The organism is Myxosarcina sp. GI1(2024) (genome assembly GCF_053543375.1).
The window spans coordinates 197,951-220,521 of record NZ_JBKGTY010000006.1 but is presented as its reverse complement, the minus strand read 5'-3'; the positions used below and the strand labels follow the sequence as shown (position 1 = coordinate 220,521).

The following is a 22,571-nucleotide window of genomic DNA, read 5'->3' as shown; positions in this document are numbered from 1 at the left end:
CATCAGCTTTTAGGAGTATCCAACTGCCAGCGATCGAGAATATCTTCGATTAGCACTTTTTTGAACCAAACTTGTCCTACAGCAACGATTGGTAAGGCTAAAAACAAACCTAAAATGCCGAAAAAAACCGCAAACGCTACCTGTGACAATAAAGTTATGGCAGGTAATAACGAAATTTGTTTCTTCATCACCATCGGGGTCAGAATGTTACTTTCGATTTGCTGAATCGCGATATAAAGTATGATTACCGCGATCGCTTTCCAGGGGGCATCCAATAAAGCTAGAGCCGTAGGAGGAATGACGCTCAAAGTAGGACCCAGGTTAGGAATAAAGGTCAGTATCCCTGCTAAAAGTGCATTAGCTAAAGGCAACTGTACTCCTAAAACTAATAATCCAATACCACTCATAATCGTAATTACGGTCATGTTAAACAGAGTTCCTACAGCCCAGCCACCTAGTTTGATTTCGCACTCGTATAAAATTTCTTTGACTCGGCGACGATAAAAAGCGGGAAAAAGTAAGATGAAAACTTGTCGATATGCAACGGGGTTAATTAGCAACATAATCGTGACTACTATTACTAGTATAGTATAAAGTACCACGGTCATCGTACTAGAGAATAAGCTGAGAAAATTGTCCAGCAAACCGCTCGTCCAGGCTCGAAAATTGCTGCTCAGAGACTCGAGGGGCGCAAAATCGCCGACTAAATCTTCTGGAACGAGATTTTGTAGCAAATCAGTCCAAGTGCGCAACTGTTCTATACCCAGGGGTACCAACTGGATCAATTGTCTTATTTGTTGGATAAAAGGCGGTACGACTAAAATCAAAAATCCGGCTAGTAATAACAACACGGAAATAACCGAGATGGCGACCGCCGCTCCTCGTTTGATTTTATATCGTTGCAACAGTCTGACTAGCCGGTTGATTATCGTCGCAAACACTACTGCCGCAAAAGCAAGCAGAATAACTTGTTTGATACGCCAAATAATATAGATGGCAATAATTAAGGCAAAAGTTCCAATTATCAATCCCGACGAGCGCACGATTTTGTCCTCTATTTTAAGTAAGTTCTAATGAAGGGATGATGATGAATCTAATTGCTTTTTGAGTGTTTTTCATCTTTCTTAAGAATGTTTTATCCACTGCACTTCTCTGGCTAGTGTAACTATGATGATAATCTCAATCGAACCAAACAGTTTAGTTAGCTTGCTTTCAACTATAAAAGTGCTATGATATTCAACGAAAATAAAATGAAGAGCTAACGGAATTTGGTTGAGTATCAATGTACTGGTCTCCAAAGTCTTCACTCTCTACAAAATTATGATTGAGGAGGCGATCGCTTCGTGCAAGTTTATGTAGATAATATAGGTTAAATACCGAATTACCCAAATTCATTTCGTTAGTTGTTACAAGCGAGTGGAAAAAACTGGCGCTCGGTTTAACTTAGAACCGAGAAAAATACCGCTCTGGTAAGAAGCTAGGCTGTTTTAGAAATGGGTACTTAAAGCGGAAAAGCTACTTTAGCTTCTGCTTTTGATTGTATTAAATAAGTGAAACCCAAGTTGAAGTTGAAAGTTCAACTAAACTAAACTGTGTGAAAATCGTAATTAGGACAATAGAGATTGTCAAAACAATCTTTTTAAGCGACCGAGTTACGTAAAATAACGCTTCTAGAGAGCAAATAGATTAATTCAAAAAATCTTTTAGAAGCGTTTTGTTGTATTAATGAGGAATTAACATGGCTAAACGTCGTAATGCCAAAAAAGAGAAAGCAGAACGAAACAAGGTCAATGCTCGCAAGTATCGTAAGACAACTTCTTCTCGTTACTCTGGCAGGAGTAAGAGAAGTTATGATAAAAATGAGGGAAATTCAGAAACTGAAGAGAATAAATCTTCCTCTGAAAAAACCTAATTTGTATTTGCCCCGACCTCTGCTGGTTAGTTAGAAAGCCTTAGTGTTGTTGTCTATGTTGCTCAATCGACTAGGTGACCCGAGCATTCCTCGAAGCAAGGTCGGGAATCTCGTCCGAGCGACATGAGGTGTGCTCAATTTAACTCAGTTTTGCTGAGTGAAGCGCTTAAAAAAATTTTCCCAACTCACTGTTGTAGTTAGAAGCGATCGATTTTGTCTGGCTGAAAGGTAAAAGCTTAAGAGTAGATTTGACAAAATAGCACCCTTTTAAGCTTAAAATTAAATTACGATCACTGAGATATATCTCAAACATATCTTTAGTCGGCAAACAGAAAACATTATCGCCCTCCGGCATGGTCTTTTGGAAAAGGTTGTTTAGTAATTTGGATACCCTAGCTACATCAGAGTCTACCGAACTTAGCGGTGAGCTAGGTTCGAATGGCAAATATGCTTTAGAGTCTAAAATTTTGTTTAGTATCGAGCGGGATGATATAGACCTATATGAATTAGAAGAGTTATGCGATCGCGTTGGATGGGCTCGCCGTCCATTACGCAAAGTTAAAAAAGCTATTCAACACAGCTTTTTGGTAGTTTCGATGTGGGAAACTAGAGGTCAAAAACGTCGTCTGATTGGTTTTGCCCGCGCTACCTCCGATGGAGCTTTTAATGCCACTATCTGGGATGTAGTGGTCGATCCCAAATTTCAAAATCGCGGTTTGGGAAAAGCAATGATGAAATTCGCGATCGACAAATTAAGAAAAGCCGATATTAGCAACATCACTTTATTTGCAGATCCTCACGTAGTTGATTTTTATCGCCGATTGGGATTTATTCTCGATCCAGAAGGAATTAAAGGAATGTTTTGGTATCCCGATTAAAACCAAAGTTAGTTTTATACTTTAGTTGATTTGTCGAAATGTGGTTTCGAATTTTCCTCGAACTAGTTGCTCAAATCTTCTCTGATAACCCGCTCATCAAATATTTTTGAGATTTTTTGAGAAATAAAGCGTAATTTAGTTGATTAGACGCTATTGTTAGGTTCTAAGAACATAAACAAAGTCATTCTGACGAGTAGTTTATGTGCATTCATCACTAGTCATAGGCTAGGACGATTTTTTAAATTAGATTAATAATTATTTAATGTCCATAAAATTAACATTAACACATCATTTATGCTTTTCTCTTATAAATCTAACTTTGATTTAAATGCGATCTATCAAACTCAAACTTCAAGTAACGTTGAAGCTATTTTAGATAAGGCAGAAGCAGGTGCAGACATTTCTGAGGCTGAAGCTCTTATTTTAATCCAAGCTAAAAATTGCGAAACTATCGCTACAATCGGCAAAACGGCGGATCGTTTGCGAAAACAACAGGCAGGAGATGTAGTTACTTATGTAATTAACCGCAATATTAATTTTACCAATATTTGCGAGCAGCACTGTAGCTTCTGTGCTTTTCGTCGCGATCCTGAAGACAAAGGTGCATTCTGGTTGGATACAGAACAGATTATCGCTAAAGCTTCCGAAGCCGTAGATTTGGGAGCAACTGAAATTTGTATGCAAGGAGGATTAAATCCTCAAGCCAAACGTAACGGCAAGTCTTTGGACTATTATTTACAACTAATTAAGGCAATTAAAGATAGATTTCCCCAACTTCATCTTCATGCTTTTTCGCCACAGGAAATCCAGTTTATTGCCCGAGAAGATCGAATTAGTTACGAAACAGTATTAAAAGCCCTCAAAGAGACAGGTTTGGGTTCGATGCCAGGTACGGCTGCTGAAATATTAAACGATCGCGTCAGAAAAACGATCTGTCCCGAAAAAATTAATACTGCTACCTGGTTAGAAATTATCAGTACTGCCCATCGTTTGGGAGTACCTACTACCAGTACCATACTATCAGGTCATATCGAAACCCCACAACAGCAAATCGAACATCTAGCTAAACTGCGAGCGCTCCAACAAATCGCAGTAAGGGAAAATTATCCAGCTAAAATTACCGAGTTTATTATTTTACCCTTTGTCGGACAAGAAGCACCCAAGCCAATCCGCCATCGAGTCGGCAGAGATCAGCCCATCCTAGCCGATGCCCTCCATCTTACCGCAGTGGCTCGTATTTACCTCGGTAACTGGATTGTCAATCATCAACCCAGTTGGGTAAAACTGGGCTTGGCAGGGGCAAAACAGGCTCTCGAATGGGGCTGTAACGATCTGGGAGGAACTTTAATGGAAGAGCATATTACCACCATGGCAGGAGCCCAGGGAGGTACTTGTATGGATGTAGCTACTTTACAAAAAGCGATCGTCGATTTAAATCGTCCCTATCGTCAAAGAAACACCCTTTATGAGTACTTATACTAACAGTAAAAACAAATTATAGCGGGCGATCGAGTATAGTTACTACTAGACATCCCTGAAATACAAAGTTAGTTTATTATTGACTTTGAAATAGTCAGAAGTCAAATTAAATATATTAGGTAGTAACTAACTGGTAAATGAGAATATTAGTAACTGGTGGTGCTGGTTTTATTGGTTCCCATCTGATCGACCGGTTGATGAACCAAGGACACGAAGTTATTTGTTTGGATAATTTCTATACGGGTCACAAACGAAACATTATCAAATGGTTTGACAATCCTTACTTCGAACTAATTCGCCACGATATTACCGAGCCGATTCGATTAGAAGCCGACCAAATTTATCATCTTGCTTGTCCCGCTTCTCCAGTACATTATCAATATAATCCCGTAAAAACAATTAAAACTAATGTTATGGGAACATTAAATATGTTGGGATTAGCCAAACGAGTTAAAGCCAGATTTTTACTCGCCTCCACTTCCGAGGTTTATGGCGATCCCGACGTGCATCCCCAACCAGAAGAATATCGAGGTAATGTCAACTGCATTGGAATTCGTAGCTGCTACGACGAAGGAAAAAGAGTTGCAGAAACTCTGGCATTTGATTACCATCGTCAAAATCAAGTCGATATTCGAGTAATGAGGATTTTTAATACTTACGGACCACGAATGTTTGAAAATGACGGTCGTGTAGTTAGTAACTTCATCATTCAAGCACTACGAGGAATACCTTTAACCGTTTACGGGGATGGCTGTCAAACCCGAAGTTTTTGCTACGTTTCCGACTTGGTAGAGGGAATGATACGCCTGATGAACAATGACTATGTCGGACCGATCAATGTCGGCAATCCTGAAGAATATACAATTCTCGAACTTGCCAAAACTATTCAACAGATGGTCAATCCCGATGCCGAATTAATTTTCAAACCATTACCCAAAGACGATCCCAAACAGAGACAGCCAGATATTACTAAAGCCAAGAAGTTACTGGGTTGGGAGCCTAAAATTCCCTTAGAAGAGGGTTTAAAACTGACTATAGAAGATTTTCGCTCGCGTATTGAAAATGAAAAATTGAAAATACACGCAAAGTAAATTTTTTGTCCTGTTTCAGGAATTTTTAACTACGACAATACTTAACTAATCTCATTTGATAAGGGGTGAATATTATGCGCGTTTGTGTTATCGGTACTGGATATGTTGGTTTGGTTACTGGTGTTTGTTTATCTCATATTGGACATGAAGTAATTTGCGTTGACAACAATGAAGAAAAAGTCAAGTTGATGCAGTCGGGACAGTCGCCAATTTACGAACCGGGCTTATCGGAACTGATGAAAACTTCGGCAGAAGCCGGACGGTTAATGTTTACTTCCGATCTAGCTAAAGGGGTAGCCCACGGAGAAGTCTTGTTTATTGCTGTAGGAACTCCAGCTCTACCCACAGGAGAAAGCGATACCCGTTACGTAGAAGCGGTGGCTCGGGGTATTGGAGCACATCTCAATGGCGATTATAAAGTAATTGTCAATAAATCAACCGTACCAATTGGTTCTGGTGACTGGGTAAGAATGATTGCTCTAGAAGGAGTTACCGAACGAGAAAAAACCCCGGTAACTACAGTTAGTGGTAGAGAACTGGAAAAAAATCTTGAAGCCAACTTTGATGTAGTGAGTAATCCTGAGTTTTTGCGTGAAGGTTCGGCGGTTTACGATACTTTTAATCCAGACCGCATCGTTTTGGGGAGCAACAGTGAAAAAGCCATTGCCATGATGCAGGAACTATACAAGCCTTTGGTAAATCGGGATTTTGCTGAGGACAAATCTTTACCCCCCGTGCCTGTAGTAGTTACCGATTTAAGTTCGGCAGAAATGATCAAATATGCGGCAAACTCTTTTCTCGCCACTAAAATTAGTTTTATCAACGAAGTTGCTAATATTTGCGATCGCGTCGGTGCAGACGTGACTCAGGTTGCTAAAGGTATCGGTTTAGATTCTCGGATCGGCAGTAAGTTTCTTCAGGCTGGTATTGGATGGGGAGGCTCTTGTTTTCCCAAAGACGTTTCGGCTTTAATTCATACGGCGGATGATTACGGCTACGAATCGGAACTACTCAAAGCGGCAGTTCGAGTTAACCAGCGTCAGCGTTTGATGGCTTTAGAAAAGCTGCAGCAAGAACTAAAAATCCTTAAAGGAAAAACAGTTGGATTGCTCGGTCTGACTTTCAAACCAGATACTGACGATATGAGAGATGCTCCTGCACTAGATTTAATCGAACAACTAAACAGATTGGGAGCTAGGGTAAAAGCTTACGACCCAATTGTTTCTCAGTCTGGTTTGAGTCACGGCTTGACGGGAGTAATTATTGAAACTAATGCTGATATGCTAGCTGACGGATGTGATGCTTTGGTACTAGTTACTGATTGGCAAGAGTTTTTAAAGCTCGACTATGTCAAAATGGGCAAACAAATGACCAATGCTTTAATGATTGACGGTCGTAATTTCCTCGAGCGCGAAAAGTTGATGACGGCTGGTTTCCGTTATGTCGGTATGGGTCGTTAGTCTCAATTTTAAAAACTGACGAGATTTACATAAACCGCGTCCATATAGAGAACTGGAGTTTTAGCCAAATCCCTTTAACCGCGGAATGCGGTCATCGCAGACACCGCCTGTACCGATGACCTAAAAGTAAAAAAATCAAAAACTACTAGTTTTAAAGTAGACGCGGTTTAGTCGAATAATTTTCACCTTCCAACCCTTCAAACTTGTGGGATATGGGGGCAAGTACCTAACTCTTAACAGCCAGAAGAAAATAGTATGATTGCGCGAGATTAGTCAAAGTGGCTGGCGGTCTGGAATACCGATCGCCCGAGGGAATTGTTTTGCAGTAGGAAAATGTTTGCGTAAATAAACACAGTGACGAATACTCTTAGTAATTGGAGTTTCGTGCGCATAGACTGCTTCGAGTTTACTCCCTAGTTTAATAGCCACCGACTCTATTGCCGATGTGTCTGCCTCGTTCCAACTTCCTCGATAGAGGATAGCTAAACCGCCAACTTTAACCAAAGGTAAAGCATATTCAGCGCAGACAGAAGCTTGACTGACAGCTCTAATGACAGCAAAGTCGTAAGTTTCGCGTTGGTTCGATTGCCGTCCCAGGGCTTCGGCTCTTGCTACTATGGTTTTGACGTTCTGGAGATTTAATTTAACGATCGCGGTGTCGATAAAAGCAATTTTTTTGCGAGTAGAGTCAAGCAAAGTAATTTTCCAATTGGGATAGGCGATCGCCAGAGGAATTCCGGGAAATCCGGCACCCGTACCAATATCAATCGCAGTTAAAGAACTATTGCCAGACTCTATTCTGATGGTTCCCGAAATCGAATCCCAAAGATGTTTCTCCCAAAAAGCTTCTGGTGCAGTAATGCGAGTTAGGTTTTGGAGGCGATTGCCGGATAAAATCTCTGCATAGATACTTTGAAATTGTCGTTGCTGCCATTCACTAGGTTGCCAATTGAGTGTTGCTTGCCAAACTCGAGACATTTCTGGCAACTGGGGGATTTCTTGTGGCTCTAGATGGTTACTGTGATTCATTTACTTAAGGATACTGCTGGGGTAGCCTTTAATTCTCCCTTATCTATCGTCCAACAGCGATCGGCTATTTCAATTAGTTCCCCTGGCTCGTGAGTCACTACCAAGAGCATCCAATGTTCTTTGAGTTTTGCCAGTAGTTTTGTTAGTTGCGATCGCATCGACCAATCTAATCCTGCTGTTGGCTCGTCTAACATTAAAATATTTGGCTGACGAATTAGCTGTACGGCTAGAGCCAAACGTCGTTGTTGACCGCCACTAAGAGCATTAGGAGATATACTCAAAGAGATCTGGTCTAATCCTACTTCGCTTAAAGCTTGTTTAACTCTCTCAGAACCCAGTTCGGGATGTCCCAAGCGGAGTTCTTCTAATACCGTACCACCACAGAAATGACGTTCGGGGAACTGAAACACTAGTCCTGCTAACTGCTGTAGTTGTATATCCGTTAGTTCACGATCGCGCCAGAAAATTTTCCCCCCCGTTTTTTCTGCCAGTCCAGCTAAAATTTCTAGTAGAGTAGTTTTTCCCGAACCACTAGCACCAACGATTACTCCCAATTCTCGTGGTGCGAGTTCTAGACTGATATCTTTTAAAATAGGCATAACTGTAGCAGGAGGATGATAGCTTAAATTTTTGAGATAAAGCATTATTAAATAAATACCTCAGTTTAGAATTTAAATTCTACTTTTTCTGGATTTGCGATCGACTCATATGAATTGCTAGAGCACCACTTTGAATTGCTGAACCACCAGATTTTATTCCAGATGGCGACCAAATTGCGTCTAATACTTAGATGATGCTTAGTTGAGGCAGAAAGATTGAGACACTATTTAGCCCGATTATATCGGAAAGCGGCAAGACCCCACCTCGGCGTAAGACGTAAGGGAATGCTTGCCAAGACACTCTCTGTTACTCTAAATCAGAAATAATGCTCAAATATTCAATTCAATCGCTCATTCATTATCTCAAATTCTGGGATTTTACAGTTCCTTATGCTTATTAATAAATATTCCGCTCGTAAGCGATCGCATTTCTTTTGAATCATACTTGGGGTTGAGTTAAACTAAGTCGAAGAGTCACCCCTCCGACTCGTCTGCAAAACTGGACGTGAACCTTTAGATTCATCCAGCTTCTCAACAATCCGGTGCTTGTCATTCACACCAGCTATGAACTTGGTCATGGCAATGTTGGTGAAGTAGAATCAAGTTATTTTTTCTGTGATTTTGGCGATCGCCGTCCAAATGGTGGACTTCCAAAAGATTACTTGACTCAAAATAAAGTCCGCAATAAGGGCATTTGCCCCTTTGTTGCTTCAACAGTCGGGCGATGTGATTTGGCTAGTTCAGGATGTTTACCTGTTCCAATAACTCCAATCACCATCAAACGCACTGCGATCGCTTTGAACTTTGATATGTCGCACGATGGGAGTTTGTGAGTGAGTGGCTAATTTCAGCAGTTGGTTGCCCAAGAGAGCTGCGAAAACCCAACCCCCACCACTGTTAACCAGCCAGTATCGGCTTGCTATCCATCTACCGCTTTTATTCGGATGACGACGTTTTGCCCAAGCACGCAGCTTTTGGTACAGTAAAAAGTCCAAATGATTATATGTCTTTTTACTACACTCCGATGAGTAATAAGCAGACCACCCCCGTATAATCAGGTTGAGATGGTCGATTAAAGCAGCTTGTGGTGCAGCTTTATGCCTTTGTATTACCTCTTGCAGTTTACGAGACTGCCGTTTGATAGCTGTAGCACTTGGTTGAATAATGGTTTTAAAACCTTTCATTGATTTGCCTGAGCGATATTTACTCATCTCATAAGAACGAATATTAAAGCCGAGGAAATCAAAACCTACTTGTCCATCAACCCGTTTAAGGGTATGACAGATGCGAGTTTTACTAAGTTTTAATTCCAAATCCACTTTCTGCAACCATTTCTGAAGATAGGGTTGGATTTGCTGGATAATTTCCAGTTTTTCATGAATTATTACTAGGTCTAGGGTAAAGAAATGGTTTTGGTAACGGTAGAAAGAGCCTAATCCGTTGACTGCGGGTTTCCCCATCGGCAGTGTCTCACTATCTCTTTCCTGGCTCCTAGACCATTCCCTTCCCATCCCACCGTACGTTCAGTTTTTCCGAATACGGCGGTCCGACAGTCTTCATTGACGGGCATGCACAGTTGCTCTCTCGTACCTGATGAAACCGCTGCCAATGTAGATTATTCCCATGGCATACAGTTTCTGATTAGGAAATTGTTTCCACCCGAAACCTCGGCGTTTGCTTCGGTAATTTAGGTAACGACGAAAGCGGATATTGATGAATCTTTGTAGGCTGCGGAACGCTTGGCTAGCATTGGTGTGACGATAGTAATTCGCCCATCCCAATACCGCCTGGTTGATTTGCCTGACAAATTCCTGAGGCTTAATTGGTGCCCTTCTTTTCATAAAAGACCTAATCTTATGACGTATGTTACCCTGGGAACGCTTACTGGGAAAGATATAAATTCTCTGTTTGCCACTGCTAGGACTGCGTCGTTTGACAAACTCAAAACCGATAAAATTAAATCCCTCCCTTAAAGGAGTAATTCTGGTCTTATCTTGGTTCAGAGTCAAATCCATGTGCCTGGCGATCGCTTCGAGTGCCGCCAATGCCCGCTCGGCATTACGGCGACACACCAGAATTACGTCATCAGCATAGCGATGGAACCTAGCCCCCAGTTTCTCTGGGTAGCCTTGGGTATGCCAAACTCGATCGATTAGATTCAGGTAGATGTTGCTGTACAGCGGTGAGATGGGAGAGCCTTGTGGTACTCCAATTCTCCTTAGCTCTACCTTTCCTGCGTAGGCTACTGCCACTTTGAGACTCTGTTTGACGATCCTTAGCATACTGCCATCCCTCACTCGCTCTCGAATTAAAATCAAGAGCTTATGGTGCGGTATGGAGTCGAAGCACTTCGAGATATCTGTTTCTAAAATCCATTTGGGCTTATGACAGATATTTTGATAGATTGCTATGATCGCGTCATGACAACTTCTCCCAGGGCGAAAACCGAAGCTGTTGGCTTCAAATTTCGCTTCCCATTCAGATTCTAATGCCATTTTGTATAGAGTTTGTTTGGCTCTATCAAAAATGGTAGGGATATTAAGAGGTCTTTTTTCCTCAGAATTACCTGGTTTGGGAATCCACACACGACGGGTAAGAGATGCTTTCTCCGTATTTAGCTTGAGATTTTGGACGAGAATCAGCCTTTGTTTGGGTGTAAGTGACTTCAAGCCGTCAATGCCTGCTGTTTTCTTGCCCTGATTATCTTGGCTGACCTTTCGCGTTGCTAGAGTTCTGGCTGCCCAGGATTTGATTAGGAGTCGCTGAAGTCTGCGAACTTTGCTTCTTTTGCCATTTTTCGAGGCTTGATAAATTTGTTTTTGCAACTTGAAAACTTTCCTCTCTAGCTTTTGCCAGGGGATGTCTTTCCATTCATACGTAGTCGTTAACTCGCTCATGACTTGTTCATTGCTACTGACAACTTTATCTTCCAGATTGCTGTGTCTCCGTCAGCGTATATTTGAGCTTTCCTCAAATCATTAGCTTCTGAGAAAATCCTTCCCTCACAAGACATTTAGCTGACTGCCTACTCTGATATCAGGTGAATCAGAGAGAACTTATGAGGGTTACTTCGTTCCCAATTTCCGTTTTGCGTTGAACTTAGGCTCTCACTTTCCACCAGGTTTATTGAGGGTACTTGTCAAGTTGGCTCGGCAACCGCTTGCCTCTTTTATCCTTTCCCTTTTGGGCAAGCCCATTAACGGTACTTAAACAATTTAAACAGACAAAATAAGATAGAATACCTTTGCTGATTAACTTTAACATTATTCTAAAGCCCGATCGCACTTACTTTATGAAAGAAACTACTCCCGCAGCCATGCCTCCCTGTTTCGATAGATGAGATGGTGTCAAAAGTTTGATGATTTACTGAGAACTAAAGCGCAAAAAAGGGAATTCAGACATTATTTAGGAGGATTATTAGGGGAAAGTGAGCGAAAAAATGTATCTCAAATGGCTAAAGACGCAGTAGAGGTCACATACCACAAATTACACCATTTCTTAACTGAAGCAACTTGGTCAGCGAACAAGATAAATGAACGTCGCTTAGAAGTGATGAACAAGTGTAATCAAACGAGAATCAGTAAGGGATTTAGTCTAATTGTTGATGACTCTGGGCATAGAAAAAGTGGTAACTTTACCGCAGCAGTAGGTCGTCAATATATTGGGGAAATTGGGAAAACAGATAATGGCAATGTTGTAGTAACAACTCATCTATATGATGGCCAAAAAAGCTTACCTTTAGACATAGAACTATATCAACATGGTAATTCGTTGCCCGAAGGAAAGAAAGACAGAGAATTCAAGAAAAAACCCACCTTAGCCTTAGAATTAATCGATAAAAGTTTGAAGAGGGGATATCGACCAGGACTAGTATTAATAGATTCGTCCTATGGTAACAACACAACTGTTTTACTCGAACTGGAAAAAAAGAAATTAAAGTATATAGGAGGAATCGCTAAAAATCGTAATATTTTGGTTAAAACTCCATCAAATCAATTAGAAAAAATCAGAGTAGATGAATATGCTCAATGGTTATCTGATGAGGAATTTAAGGAGATTCAAATCCAGGGTGAAAAACCTAGAACCGTCTGGGTAGCAATAATAGAAGCAGAAATATCAAGGCTAGAAGGAATCAGAAAAATAGCTATCGTCATGAGTGCACCAATCTTTGAAGATGCTGAAGATATTGACTACTTACTCACAAATGTTGAGGGAGAAATAGTAACCGAGCAATGGATAGTTCAAACTTATGCTCAGAGAAACTGGATAGAAGTTTTCTATCGAGAAGCCAAGGGATGGTTAGGATTAAAAGAGTATCAAGTTAGAGATAAGAAGAGTTTGGAAAGACATTTTATTCTAGTTTTTTGTGCCTATACTTTTATCCTTTGGCATAAGCTTACTGGAGGTTTAAGAAGACGTTGGGCGAACAAACCTTTGGAGACATTTCCTGAAGCATTAGAAGCTTTTCGTACAGGTATATCTTATCGTTTTGTCCAATGGTTGAACCAAAATCGCGACGTATTCGTAGCTTATAAAGCTAGTTTGGGCTTTGTTTGGGCTTGATTTTTGTTTAAGTACCGTTAACCCGTTTGAGCTTGTTCGTGTTGATGATGGTTCACCCATGAGTTTACTTTCGTTAGCCGTATTCAACTTTGCTTGACGAAGTTCCCTATACGGGTTTAGAGTTACCGCACCTGATATTACAAGGACGATGGCGAGAATCGAGTTGGTCTTTGATAATACTCCATCCAGTTTGACAAGCACCGCTAGAACCAGATAGACAAAAGATATAAGTACCGTTAGTCACCCCAGCCAAAGTCCGAGATTGAATGATGGAGGTTTTAATTTCTCGATAGGAAATCATCCGAAATATTTCGCCAAAACCTTTTAAGCTTTAAGGGAAATATTTTTCTACTTCTAAAACACTTTTACCAAAACAATTATTCACGATCTTTGTTACACGATCGCTGTTTAACTTAGGCAAAGAATTGCTTGTAGTTAATTCTAAATATCCTGAATCCCGATAAACAAAGAATCTAATTTTGTTGTCTTCCCACAGCCAAACTTCGGCAATCTTTAAGTATTGATATTTAGTTAAATCGTCGATACTCCCTGATGTTAGATTTATTTCTACTGCCAGATCTGGCTTGTCTTTATCTATCTCAAAACAGTAAGCTACGTCAGGTTCTTTCCCTTCTTTTCCTTCTTCCTTGAGGGTAGTTTGATTGTAAGGAAACAGTGCAAAGTTATTTTTACGGCAGTAAGTCCAAATAATTGCTCTAATATAATCACCAATCAATTCATGGTTACGTCCTGGGGACACGATCGTAATTACTCCGTTGCGAAATGAGACTCGTTTACTCGGCAAATCTAAACTAATATATTCAGCCCAAGTCGTATTAGTAATTGTGGTAATGCGATCGCTTTTTTCTGTTCCAATACTTAACATTTTTACTTAGGGGATATAGTTACTTCGATTCTTTATTTATCGTATATTTTAGCCAGGATAGTAGCTAACAAGCGATCGCGATGCTTGGTTAAATTATCCCACAGTTTAATGTTGCGCCAAAAACCGCTACAACAGTAATAAATAATAATTAAAATCAGTAAGATATCTACCAATTAATGTTTGGGGATCGATCGGGGCGCGACCGCAAAGGAACTCGATCGGCAGTGTAGGTTAACTAAAATTTTTTGGTGGTTGTTCAGCTAAACCTAAATCTGGAGGAATCGCAGCGTAGATAATATGATCGACCCATTTTTCGTTTTCGTAATAAAAGCCACGACGGATACACTCTTGTTTCATCCCAATGCTTTTTGCTAAAGCAATTGAGGCATAATTGTCAAGGTTAATGGCTGCTTCGATGCGATGATAATCTAATTGTTGAAAACCCGCTATTAATGAAGCTCTGACTGCTTCTTTAGCAAAACCTTGTCGCCGATAAGGATTGTGAGTACTATAGCCCAAGTTTGCCCAATAATTTTCCTCACGTCGAATTGTAGACAAATCGATATTACCTAGATGTCGATCGCGACTCTGACAAAAAACACCAAAAATGTAGCATCTGTCTTCCAGTGCCAGTTTTTGATGCTTGTGACACAATTCAATAAACCACTCTCGATCGCAGCCAGTCATGTCAAGTTGTCTGCTAGCATATCCTTCATACCATAGTTGATAATCTTCAGGCTTTTGCGGACGAAGAATGAGTCTTTCGGTCGTAATTGTTAAGTTCCAAGTTGTTCGCTCGCTCGACAATTCTATTTTGCTTGAGTGCGTCTCAATTATTGTATAAATTTTTCATGACTGATTGAATTAAAGTTAGGGTAAGTCAAAAATGCGATCGCAAGTTAATTACTATTTCTATTAAAAATTAGGATGTTAGACTAAAAAATCTAAATATTAGCCTTAGGTTCTGTTGACACAATTAACGCAACCAAATTAAAGCCGAAGCAAATTCGGCAAATCCCAAATAACATTCGTCAGTTTTGTCAAAACGGCTGAAAACGCGACGATAGTATTTAAGTTTGTTAAAAAAGCACTCAACTAGATGTCGCTCCTTGTACAGATGTGAATCGTAATCTCTAGGGTTGAGGCGACCAGAACGAGGCGGAATCACGCCTTGAGCACCAGTTTCCTCAATCAAGACCACAAAAGCATCACAATCATAGCCTTTATCGGCAATTACCTGTTGAGCTCGATAACCAGCCACCAATGCCTCTCCTTGACTGATATCGGCGGTTTGCCCTGGAGTCAGAAGCAACCGCAGCGGATTGCCCAACGCATCTACCACAGCATGTAACTTGGTACTAAATCCGCCACAAGAACCTCCTAAAGAGTGTTTTTCTGACCCCCTTTTGCTCCTGCTGCACAGGGATGAGCACGAATCATGGTGCTATCGGGAATTAAACTTTCTAAGTCAGCAGAGTGGGACATTTCTTGCAAGAGACGATGCCAAACTCCCTTCTGACACCAACGCCGATATCGTTTGTAGAGGCTGTTCCAGTTGCCAAAACGTTTGGGTAATTCACGCCATTGAGCACCTGTGCGAGTAATCCAGAGAACCGCATTCAGAAAACGACGACAAGCTTTGGGGTCTTTGATACGGATGTCTTGTTGGTGGCTCAGAACAACGAAAATTTGCTGCCAAGCAGAATCGTCCAACTTATCGGTACTTAAACAATTTAAACAGACAAAATAAGATAGAATACCTTTGCTGATTAACTTTAACATTATTCTAAAGCCCGATCGCACTTACTTTATGAAAGAAACTACTCCCGCAGCCATGCCTCCCTGTTTCGATAGATGGTGTCAAAAGTTTGATGATTTACTGAGAACTAAAGCGCAAAAAAGGGAATTCAGACATTATTTAGGAGGATTATTAGGGGAAAGTGAGCGAAAAAATGTATCTCAAATGGCTAAAGACGCAGTAGAGGTCACATACCACAAATTACACCATTTCTTAACTGAAGCAACTTGGTCAGCGAACAAGATAAATGAACGTCGCTTAGAAGTGATGAACAAGTGTAATCAAACGAGAATCAGTAAGGGATTTAGTCTAATTGTTGATGACTCTGGGCATAGAAAAAGTGGTAACTTTACCGCAGCAGTAGGTCGTCAATATATTGGGGAAATTGGGAAAACAGATAATGGCAATGTTGTAGTAACAACTCATCTATATGATGGCCAAAAAAGCTTACCTTTAGACATAGAACTATATCAACATGGTAATTCGTTGCCCGAAGGAAAGAAAGACAGAGAATTCAAGAAAAAACCCACCTTAGCCTTAGAATTAATCGATAAAAGTTTGAAGAGGGGATATCGACCAGGACTAGTATTAATAGATTCGTCCTATGGTAACAACACAACTGTTTTACTCGAACTGGAAAAAAAGAAATTAAAGTATATAGGAGGAATCGCTAAAAATCGTAATATTTTGGTTAAAACTCCATCAAATCAATTAGAAAAAATCAGAGTAGATGAATATGCTCAATGGTTATCTGATGAGGAATTTAAGGAGATTCAAATCCAGGGTGAAAAACCTAGAACCGTCTGGGTAGCAATAATAGAAGCAGAAATATCAAGGCTAGAAGGAATCAGAAAAATAGCTATCGTCATGAGTGCACCAATCTTTGAAGATGCTGAAGATATTGACTACTTACTCACAAATGTTGAGGGAGAAATAGTAACCGAGCAATGGATAGTTCAAACTTATGCTCAGAGAAACTGGATAGAAGTTTTCTATCGAGAAGCCAAGGGATGGTTAGGATTAAAAGAGTATCAAGTTAGAGATAAGAAGAGTTTGGAAAGACATTTTATTCTAGTTTTTTGTGCCTATACTTTTATCCTTTGGCATAAGCTTACTGGAGGTTTAAGAAGACGTTGGGCGAACAAACCTTTGGAGACATTTCCTGAAGCATTAGAAGCTTTTCGTACAGGTATATCTTATCGTTTTGTCCAATGGTTGAACCAAAATCGCGACGTATTCGTAGCTTATAAAGCTAGTTTGGGCTTTGTTTGGGCTTGATTTTTGTTTAAGTACCGTTAACACGAGATTTCATGAAGAATTTTTTGACTAAAATCAGCAACTTCAGGTACTTTCTCATCTTTGCCTCTTTACGTCAACAGAACCTAAGAGCGATCGCCTTATCTAAATTTTCTTTCAACTCAGTTATATTCATCGTTCCAATATCTCCTTGCTGGCGAGTGCGAATGCTTAAAGTTTGAGTTTCAACTTCCCGTTTGCCAACTACTGCCACTACGAGTAAAACCCCGCACTCGCATCAAACCATGTAGGACACCAGAACGTTTGTAGCGATATACCGTACCCAATTCTGCCCATCGCAACTCATCGTTCGCTTAAATCAAAAATTGCTAAGGAAATAAAATAGCTCAAGTGTATGCTGAGAAAGAAGTTGAGAGAATAGAGAGACCAATATTCTTGAAAGGAACCAACTCAGAAAGAGCAGAGGATCTACCTCTAATTATCCATTGGCTAAAGCAAATGGAAATAGCATCAATCATCGACCAAGAGCTAGCTCCTCCTCATGGGAATCGACAGGGGCTAAGTTATGGTCAACTAGCGGTGTTATTGTTAGCTTATGTAGCAAGTCAATCAGATCCCCGATTATGTGCAGTAGAACCATGGGTAGAAAAACATCGGCAAACCTTAGAAATGGCTACAGGATGGAACATTGGGGTCAAAGATGCTACCGATGACCGACTAGCGAACTTGTTAAGTGTAATCGGGTCATCGGAACAAGAGAGACGAGACAGAATAGCTCTTAGATTAGGACAAAGTACAATCAGAGCTTATGAATTGCCAACGGACAAAGCGAGAAGCGATACTACAAGTTTTAGTGTTTATCATCAGCCCACAAAAGAAACAGAAGCAAATAACTTGCTGAATTTTGGTTATAGCAAAGAGCGTCGCCCCGATCGTGTTCAATACCGTCAGCTGCTCGCTACATTAGACCCCATGGGAATGCCGCGATTGGGGGCTACATTATCAGGAAATGGGACAGATGAGTCTCATTATCTACCGACATGGCAGAAATTGGTAGAGATTATTGGTCACAAAGATTTCTTGTTTCTAGCCGATTCTAAAGGTTCAACATGGAATAATCGGGCTAAAATTAACCAAGAAGGAAGAATTTACTGCTTTCCTTTAGCGATGCATCAACCTCGTCCCAAATTGTTATCGCAATGGGTAGCTAATCCCCCAACTGCCCTAGAAGACATTTGCCTTGACTCGAAAGAAGCTGACTCCAAATCTCCTATTGGTAAGGGGTTTGAAGTTCCTTTGGCTAGTCTCTGCTATGACAAAGAAGATCGACAGTGGTATTGTTGGTCAGAACGGATGAAGAGCGGATTCTAGGGTTGATGTTTTTGCTCACGATCGCTTTAACGCTTTTCACCTTAATGGAATTTGTGGTACGTCGCCAATTAGCGGTGACACAGCAATCTCTTTCGGGACTTTATCCTGGATTACCTAAACGTAGTACTTCTCGTCCTACCGCAGAAAAGTTGTGAGCTGCTTTTTCAGGGCTGACTTTGTATCTTTATCCTGATGGCTCAAGAGAAATTACCTCTCTCAACTCTCTTCAAAGACAAATTTTACAGCTGATGAAAATCCCCGAATCTATTTACATAGTTCCTCAGCTAGTTCCTGACTGACCTTAATCGCTCAACCCCCTATCTTCACTTGATTCTAGCTTCTTTATTTCTCTAGTGATTTTCTAAATGAGCGAACCGTGAGTCGTTAATTAACGATCGCTTTCTTTGGTACTTAATTTCGTGCCGCACTGCCTGCAAAATATAGCATCGGGTTCGTGACGAGATAAACCACAATTGGGGCATTTTTCTTCCACTGAAGTAGCGGTTTTAACTACCAGTCCAATTAATTCGCTAAGCTGCCAGGGAATAAACAATACTCCTGTAAAAATCATCAGAACTGTCATTGCCCTACCTGCTTGAGATAGGGGAGTAACGTCACCATACCCCACAGTAGTCATAGTAACTACTACAAAATAAAAAGCATCAAAAAAATTTTTTAATCCCGCATCATTTACCTGATGTTCCACTTGATAAATCAAACCAGCATAAACAAAAATTAGCGAAAATAAAGTCAAAAAAATTCTAGCAAAAACTATACTATCTTGAGCTTTAATCCCAAATAGTTTAACTTCAAATCGCCAAAAACGAACTATTCTTAAAATTCGAAACCACCGAAAAATACGAATAAAGCGAATATCGAGAAAACCAAATAGCAAAGGCAAAATTGCGATTAAGTCGATAAAAGAAAAGAAGCTAAAGAAAAATTTGCGTTTATTGGAAGCAGACCAAAACCGCAAACCATATTCAATCGCAAAGATTACTAAAATTATCAGATCGAGAATTTCTAAATTATTTCTAATTTGCTCTGGAATTTCATAAGTCTCTGCCACAAAAATAGCCGAAGAAACCAAAATCAACCCCAGAATAATTAAATTAAACCATAAACCAATAACCGTTCGCGTATCTTGCAAATAAAAAGCAACTTTCTTCCGCAAGGAAAATTGCTCGGTAAATGATGGAGAATTACTAGACACGTTTAAATATTTCGGGTTACTTAATCCTGAATGATTGAGACAAAGTGCAGAGTGAAGAAGATAAATTTTTATTCAAGCAACATAATACCTACTTAATTTAAAAAACTCGGTCTGGCTCGTTGATTGGTTGCTAGTATTTGTTCTAAACCCTGCCAGTCTTCGGCTTCAATAAGTGTAATAATTTTATCTAAATTTCCACGATATCGAACGAGCGATCGCAACAATTCCGTGCGATTGTATTTTGCCATCATTACTCCTAATTCGGGATTACCGCCTCCTACTCGACTGGTATCGCGAAATCCAGAACTGGCAAGCTGCTGCGCTAACTGCAATACCTCTGGTTCCTCAGACAGGCAAGAAGTAATTAAGCTAGTGCTGACCATGACGGGCAAGTGAGATATCCAACTGACAGCGCGATCGTGTACTCTAGCATTACAAATATAGGGTATGGCGTTGATAGATAAGGCGATCGCCTTGACTTTCTCGACAGCTTCTGGAGGCGTATTTTCCCCCGGAGTCAAAACATAAGAGGCACCCTCAAACAAATTAGGTTGCGCCGCCTCGATACCGCTTTCTGCCGTACCCGCCATCGGATGTCCGCCGACAAAATTAGTCCACAACTTAGAACAGGTTTCGACTACAGGCTGCTTTACCGAACCCACATCGGTGATTATAGTACGACGGTCGAGTATAGTAATTAAGTGTTTGACAGTAGGCGCGATCGCTTCAATTGGGGTACAGACGATCGCAATTTCTGTCTCGTCAACAATATTTAAATTCGTACTGGCTAGATCTACTATTTGTCTTTCTAAGACAAGTTGACAAGTTCTTTCTTTTCGAGATACACCAACTACCCGATGTCCGTGCGATCGCAAGTCGAGCGCCAGAGAACCACCGATTAACCCCAAGCCAACAATACCAATTTTCATAAAAATCACTAAGTCAATCCCTACCTAGTTTTTAGCTAGAGAACTGCCGACAACAACTACTGTTAAACATCAAATACTAATAATAAGAGAAATTAAACAATTACTAAGACAAGTTAAAGTTTTTTCTAGGGTTATGGGGATCGTTCTAAGATCGACGGACAGTAGAAGCAGAAAAATATTTATATTTGCCATTACTGTCACTGCTCAGTCAATTGGGGAAGAAATTTATTATTTGAGCTAAGCTGCTAAAAATAGGAATATAGTAGACGTATGATCGATCGTATAACCATCTAAGCCTGAAAATTTAACTAATACTATATAGTTTTTAAACTAACGTTGCGTCCTCAAATACTGCTAACAGCTAATTTTAATTAGCATTTAGATTATTTATGTAGGACGATTTTAATGTCTCGATATCGTTTGCACATATTTTAAGTTTAAGGAGAATACATGACCGCAACCGTCGATCGTCAAATCGAACAACAACGGCCAGAGGAAAAAAAATCTAGCCCTCGCAAAATTGGCGTACCAAAAGAAGTATCTGAAAATGAACGTCGTGTAGCTGCAACTCCCAATACCGTCAAGAAGTTGCAAAAACTCGGTTTTGAAGTCTTAGTCGAGTCCGGGGCGGGGGACAGAGCGAACTTTAGCGATCGTGCCTTCCAAGAAGCTGATTGTCAGATCGTTCCCGACGCTCAAACCTTGTGGGCAGAAGCCGATATTATTCTCAAAGTACGCGCCCCCGAAACTTCAGAAATTGAAATGATGCCAGAGGGCAAAACTATTATTAGTTTTATTTGGCCCGCACAGAATGAAGAATTATTAAATAAGCTGGCATCTCGTAATGCTACCGTGTTGGCGATGGATTCTATCCCCAGAATTAGTCGCGCTCAAAAAATGGACGCTCTCAGTTCGATGGCAAACATCGCCGGATATCGAGCGGTAATCGAGGCTGCTAATAACTTTGGACGCTTTTTTACAGGGCAAATTACTGCTGCAGGTAAAGTTCCCCCCGCAAAAGTTCTCGTTATCGGTGCAGGGGTAGCGGGTTTGGCTGCCATTGGCGCGGCGAGAAGCTTGGGTGCGGTAGTACGTGCATTCGATACTCGTCCGGTAGTCAAAGAACAGGTAGAAAGCCTGGGTGCAGAATTTCTCGAACTGGAGTTTGAAGAAGATGGCACTGGTGCTGGTGGTTATGCCAAAATCATGAGTAAAGAATTTATTGAAGCGGAAATGGCTTTGTTTAGAGAACAAGCCAAAGAAGTCGATATCATTATCACTACAGCTTTGATTCCGGGCAAACCGGCACCTAAGTTAATTCTTACCGACATGGTGGAATCGATGAAGGAAGGTTCGGTAGTAGTAGATTTAGCAGCCGAACAGGGTGGAAACTGCGAAGTAACCAAGCCTAACGAAATCTATCAATACGACGGCGTAACTATTATCGGTTTGACCGACTTGCCCAGTCGCATGGCGGCACAATCGAGTCAGCTGTACGGTACTAATCTCTGGCATCTGCTCAAAGATATGGGAGGTGCGGAAGATTATAAAGTAGACTACGAAGACCAAGTAGTAAGAGGCGCATTGGTACTCCATGAAGGTAAAATAACTTGGCCGCCGCCAAAAGTTGCCAATCCTTCCCCCACACCTCCCCCTAAAGGGAAAGCTACAGTAGCAACAGCCAATCAGACAGAAAAGCAAAAAACTTCAGGAAGTTTCTTGTGGTTGATTGTGGCTGGTTTGGCTTTACTGGGAATAGGCATCAGTGCCCCTTCTTCTTTCTTATCTCACTTCACCGTGTTTGTTCTAGCTTGCTTTGTCGGTTGGCAGGTAATTTGGAACGTTACTCCTGCCCTGCATACACCTCTGATGAGCGTTACTAATGCGATCAGCGGCATCATCATCTTGGGGGGAATGTTGCAGATATCTGGTGAAATAACTTCTCCTGCGGTAATTCTTGGGGCGATCGCCATTTTAGTAGGAACGATCAACATCTCTGGTGGTTTTCTCGTCACCCAACGGATGCTAAAAATGTTTCAGAAATAAACACTTATCCACCATTTATTCTCAGGGCGAATACCGGTTCGCCCCTACTGACAATACATC

The 22,571-nt window shown here is 40.8% G+C and carries 20 protein-coding genes and 4 pseudogenes; 10 read left to right on the top strand and 14 right to left on the bottom strand.

Annotated features, from left to right (window positions below; all coding sequences use genetic code 11):
* Positions 1 to 2 precede the first annotated feature (2 nt).
* A complete protein-coding gene (locus ACLFKQ_RS21325) occupies positions 3 to 1,043 on the bottom strand; it encodes an AI-2E family transporter (RefSeq protein ID WP_449001741.1) in 1,041 nt (346 codons plus the stop codon).
* Between the two features lie 695 nt (positions 1,044 to 1,738).
* Between ACLFKQ_RS21325 and ACLFKQ_RS21320 the strand changes: the two genes are divergently transcribed.
* From ACLFKQ_RS21320 to ACLFKQ_RS21300, 5 genes are all read left to right on the top strand, one after another.
* The gene (locus ACLFKQ_RS21320) at positions 1,739 to 1,912 is read left to right on the top strand and encodes a hypothetical protein (RefSeq protein ID WP_449001740.1); all 174 of its coding nucleotides are present in this window, start codon (positions 1,739 to 1,741) and stop codon (positions 1,910 to 1,912) included.
* A 353-nt stretch (positions 1,913 to 2,265) separates the two neighbouring features.
* The gene (locus tag ACLFKQ_RS21315) at positions 2,266 to 2,790 is read left to right on the top strand and encodes a GNAT family N-acetyltransferase (RefSeq protein ID WP_449001739.1); all 525 of its coding nucleotides are present in this window, start codon (positions 2,266 to 2,268) and stop codon (positions 2,788 to 2,790) included.
* 294 nt (positions 2,791 to 3,084) lie between these two features.
* Entirely contained in the window at positions 3,085 to 4,272 is a 1,188-nt protein-coding gene (cofH, locus tag ACLFKQ_RS21310) for a 7,8-didemethyl-8-hydroxy-5-deazariboflavin synthase subunit CofH (protein ID WP_449001738.1), read from the top strand.
* A 134-nt stretch (positions 4,273 to 4,406) separates the two neighbouring features.
* Positions 4,407 to 5,360, top strand: coding sequence for a UDP-glucuronic acid decarboxylase family protein (locus ACLFKQ_RS21305; RefSeq protein WP_449001737.1), 954 nt, complete (start codon positions 4,407 to 4,409; stop codon positions 5,358 to 5,360).
* A gap of 74 nt (positions 5,361 to 5,434) precedes the next feature.
* Positions 5,435 to 6,820 carry a UDP-glucose dehydrogenase family protein gene (locus ACLFKQ_RS21300; RefSeq protein WP_449001736.1) on the top strand — a complete coding sequence of 462 codons (1,386 nt, stop codon included), beginning with the start codon at positions 5,435 to 5,437 and terminating at the stop codon, positions 6,818 to 6,820.
* Positions 6,821 to 7,093: 273 nt separating this feature from the next.
* On the opposite strand, the gene rsmG is transcribed toward ACLFKQ_RS21300, so the two are convergent.
* Both rsmG and ACLFKQ_RS21290 read right to left on the bottom strand, forming a co-directional pair.
* Positions 7,094 to 7,849: a 16S rRNA (guanine(527)-N(7))-methyltransferase RsmG gene (rsmG, locus tag ACLFKQ_RS21295; RefSeq protein ID WP_449001735.1), complete on the bottom strand. Its 756-nt coding sequence runs from the start codon at positions 7,847 to 7,849 to the stop codon at positions 7,094 to 7,096.
* The gene (locus ACLFKQ_RS21290) at positions 7,846 to 8,493 is read right to left on the bottom strand and encodes an ABC transporter ATP-binding protein (protein WP_449001734.1); all 648 of its coding nucleotides are present in this window, start codon (positions 8,491 to 8,493) and stop codon (positions 7,846 to 7,848) included. The genes rsmG and ACLFKQ_RS21290 overlap by 4 nt, the downstream gene beginning before the upstream one ends.
* A gap of 101 nt (positions 8,494 to 8,594) precedes the next feature.
* Here ACLFKQ_RS21290 and ACLFKQ_RS21285 point away from each other — a divergent pair.
* Positions 8,595 to 8,849: pseudogene (locus ACLFKQ_RS21285) on the top strand (hypothetical protein); the annotation flags it as partial.
* 148 nt (positions 8,850 to 8,997) lie between these two features.
* Here ACLFKQ_RS21285 and ACLFKQ_RS21280 read toward each other — a convergent pair.
* The 3 genes from ACLFKQ_RS21280 to ltrA all read right to left on the bottom strand — a co-directional run bounded on the left by ACLFKQ_RS21280 (position 8,998) and on the right by ltrA (position 11,345).
* Positions 8,998 to 9,162, bottom strand: coding sequence for an HNH endonuclease (locus tag ACLFKQ_RS21280; RefSeq protein WP_449001733.1), 165 nt, complete (start codon positions 9,160 to 9,162; stop codon positions 8,998 to 9,000).
* A gap of 35 nt (positions 9,163 to 9,197) precedes the next feature.
* Positions 9,198 to 9,908 carry a group II intron maturase-specific domain-containing protein gene (locus ACLFKQ_RS21275; RefSeq protein ID WP_449001732.1) on the bottom strand — a complete coding sequence of 237 codons (711 nt, stop codon included), beginning with the start codon at positions 9,906 to 9,908 and terminating at the stop codon, positions 9,198 to 9,200.
* 96 nt (positions 9,909 to 10,004) lie between these two features.
* Positions 10,005 to 11,345, bottom strand: a complete 1,341-nt coding sequence (gene ltrA, locus ACLFKQ_RS21270) for a group II intron reverse transcriptase/maturase (protein ID WP_449001731.1) — start codon at positions 11,343 to 11,345, stop codon at positions 10,005 to 10,007.
* A 395-nt stretch (positions 11,346 to 11,740) separates the two neighbouring features.
* On the opposite strand from ltrA, the pseudogene ACLFKQ_RS21265 reads away from it, so the two are divergent.
* A pseudogene (locus tag ACLFKQ_RS21265) lies at positions 11,741 to 13,011 on the top strand (IS701 family transposase).
* 106 nt (positions 13,012 to 13,117) lie between these two features.
* On the opposite strand, the pseudogene ACLFKQ_RS21260 reads toward ACLFKQ_RS21265, so the two are convergent.
* The 5 genes and pseudogenes from ACLFKQ_RS21260 to ACLFKQ_RS21240 all read right to left on the bottom strand — a co-directional run.
* Positions 13,118 to 13,339 (bottom strand): annotated as a pseudogene (locus tag ACLFKQ_RS21260) (MogA/MoaB family molybdenum cofactor biosynthesis protein); the annotation flags it as partial.
* A 3-nt stretch (positions 13,340 to 13,342) separates the two neighbouring features.
* Positions 13,343 to 13,897, bottom strand: coding sequence for a Uma2 family endonuclease (locus tag ACLFKQ_RS21255; protein WP_449001730.1), 555 nt, complete (start codon positions 13,895 to 13,897; stop codon positions 13,343 to 13,345).
* 32 nt (positions 13,898 to 13,929) lie between these two features.
* Positions 13,930 to 14,070, bottom strand: a complete 141-nt coding sequence (locus ACLFKQ_RS21250) for a hypothetical protein (RefSeq protein ID WP_449001729.1) — start codon at positions 14,068 to 14,070, stop codon at positions 13,930 to 13,932.
* A 58-nt stretch (positions 14,071 to 14,128) separates the two neighbouring features.
* Positions 14,129 to 14,704 (bottom strand): GNAT family N-acetyltransferase, encoded by a 576-nt coding sequence (locus ACLFKQ_RS21245; RefSeq protein ID WP_449001728.1) that lies wholly within the window; start codon positions 14,702 to 14,704, stop codon positions 14,129 to 14,131.
* Between the two features lie 169 nt (positions 14,705 to 14,873).
* Positions 14,874 to 15,610, bottom strand: a protein-coding gene (locus tag ACLFKQ_RS21240; RefSeq protein ID WP_448999442.1) for an IS5 family transposase whose coding sequence is annotated in 2 segments (ribosomal slippage) — positions 14,874 to 15,305 and positions 15,308 to 15,610 — 735 coding nt in all. Because the reading frame shifts where the segments join, the coding sequence is not laid out codon by codon here.
* 97 nt (positions 15,611 to 15,707) lie between these two features.
* Here ACLFKQ_RS21240 and ACLFKQ_RS21235 point away from each other — a divergent pair.
* A complete protein-coding gene (locus ACLFKQ_RS21235; protein ID WP_448999339.1) occupies positions 15,708 to 16,973 on the top strand; it encodes an IS701 family transposase in 1,266 nt (421 codons plus the stop codon).
* Between the two features lie 94 nt (positions 16,974 to 17,067).
* On the opposite strand, the gene ACLFKQ_RS21230 is transcribed toward ACLFKQ_RS21235, so the two are convergent.
* Entirely contained in the window at positions 17,068 to 17,205 is a 138-nt protein-coding gene (locus tag ACLFKQ_RS21230; RefSeq protein ID WP_449001727.1) for a His/Gly/Thr/Pro-type tRNA ligase C-terminal domain-containing protein, read from the bottom strand.
* Positions 17,206 to 17,387: 182 nt separating this feature from the next.
* Here ACLFKQ_RS21230 and ACLFKQ_RS21225 point away from each other — a divergent pair.
* Positions 17,388 to 18,622, top strand: a pseudogene (locus ACLFKQ_RS21225) (IS1634 family transposase).
* An 89-nt stretch (positions 18,623 to 18,711) separates the two neighbouring features.
* Here the strand turns inward: ACLFKQ_RS21225 and ACLFKQ_RS21220 are convergent.
* On the bottom strand, positions 18,712 to 19,536 hold the full coding sequence (locus ACLFKQ_RS21220) for an ion transporter (RefSeq protein WP_449001726.1): 825 nt from the start codon (positions 19,534 to 19,536) through the stop codon (positions 18,712 to 18,714).
* A gap of 92 nt (positions 19,537 to 19,628) precedes the next feature.
* On the bottom strand, positions 19,629 to 20,465 hold the full coding sequence (locus tag ACLFKQ_RS21215; protein ID WP_449001725.1) for a prephenate/arogenate dehydrogenase: 837 nt from the start codon (positions 20,463 to 20,465) through the stop codon (positions 19,629 to 19,631).
* A gap of 450 nt (positions 20,466 to 20,915) precedes the next feature.
* Between ACLFKQ_RS21215 and pntA the strand changes: the two genes are divergently transcribed.
* Positions 20,916 to 22,511, top strand: coding sequence for a Re/Si-specific NAD(P)(+) transhydrogenase subunit alpha (gene pntA, locus ACLFKQ_RS21210; RefSeq protein WP_449001724.1), 1,596 nt, complete (start codon positions 20,916 to 20,918; stop codon positions 22,509 to 22,511).
* The last annotated feature ends 60 nt before the right edge of the window (positions 22,512 to 22,571 follow it).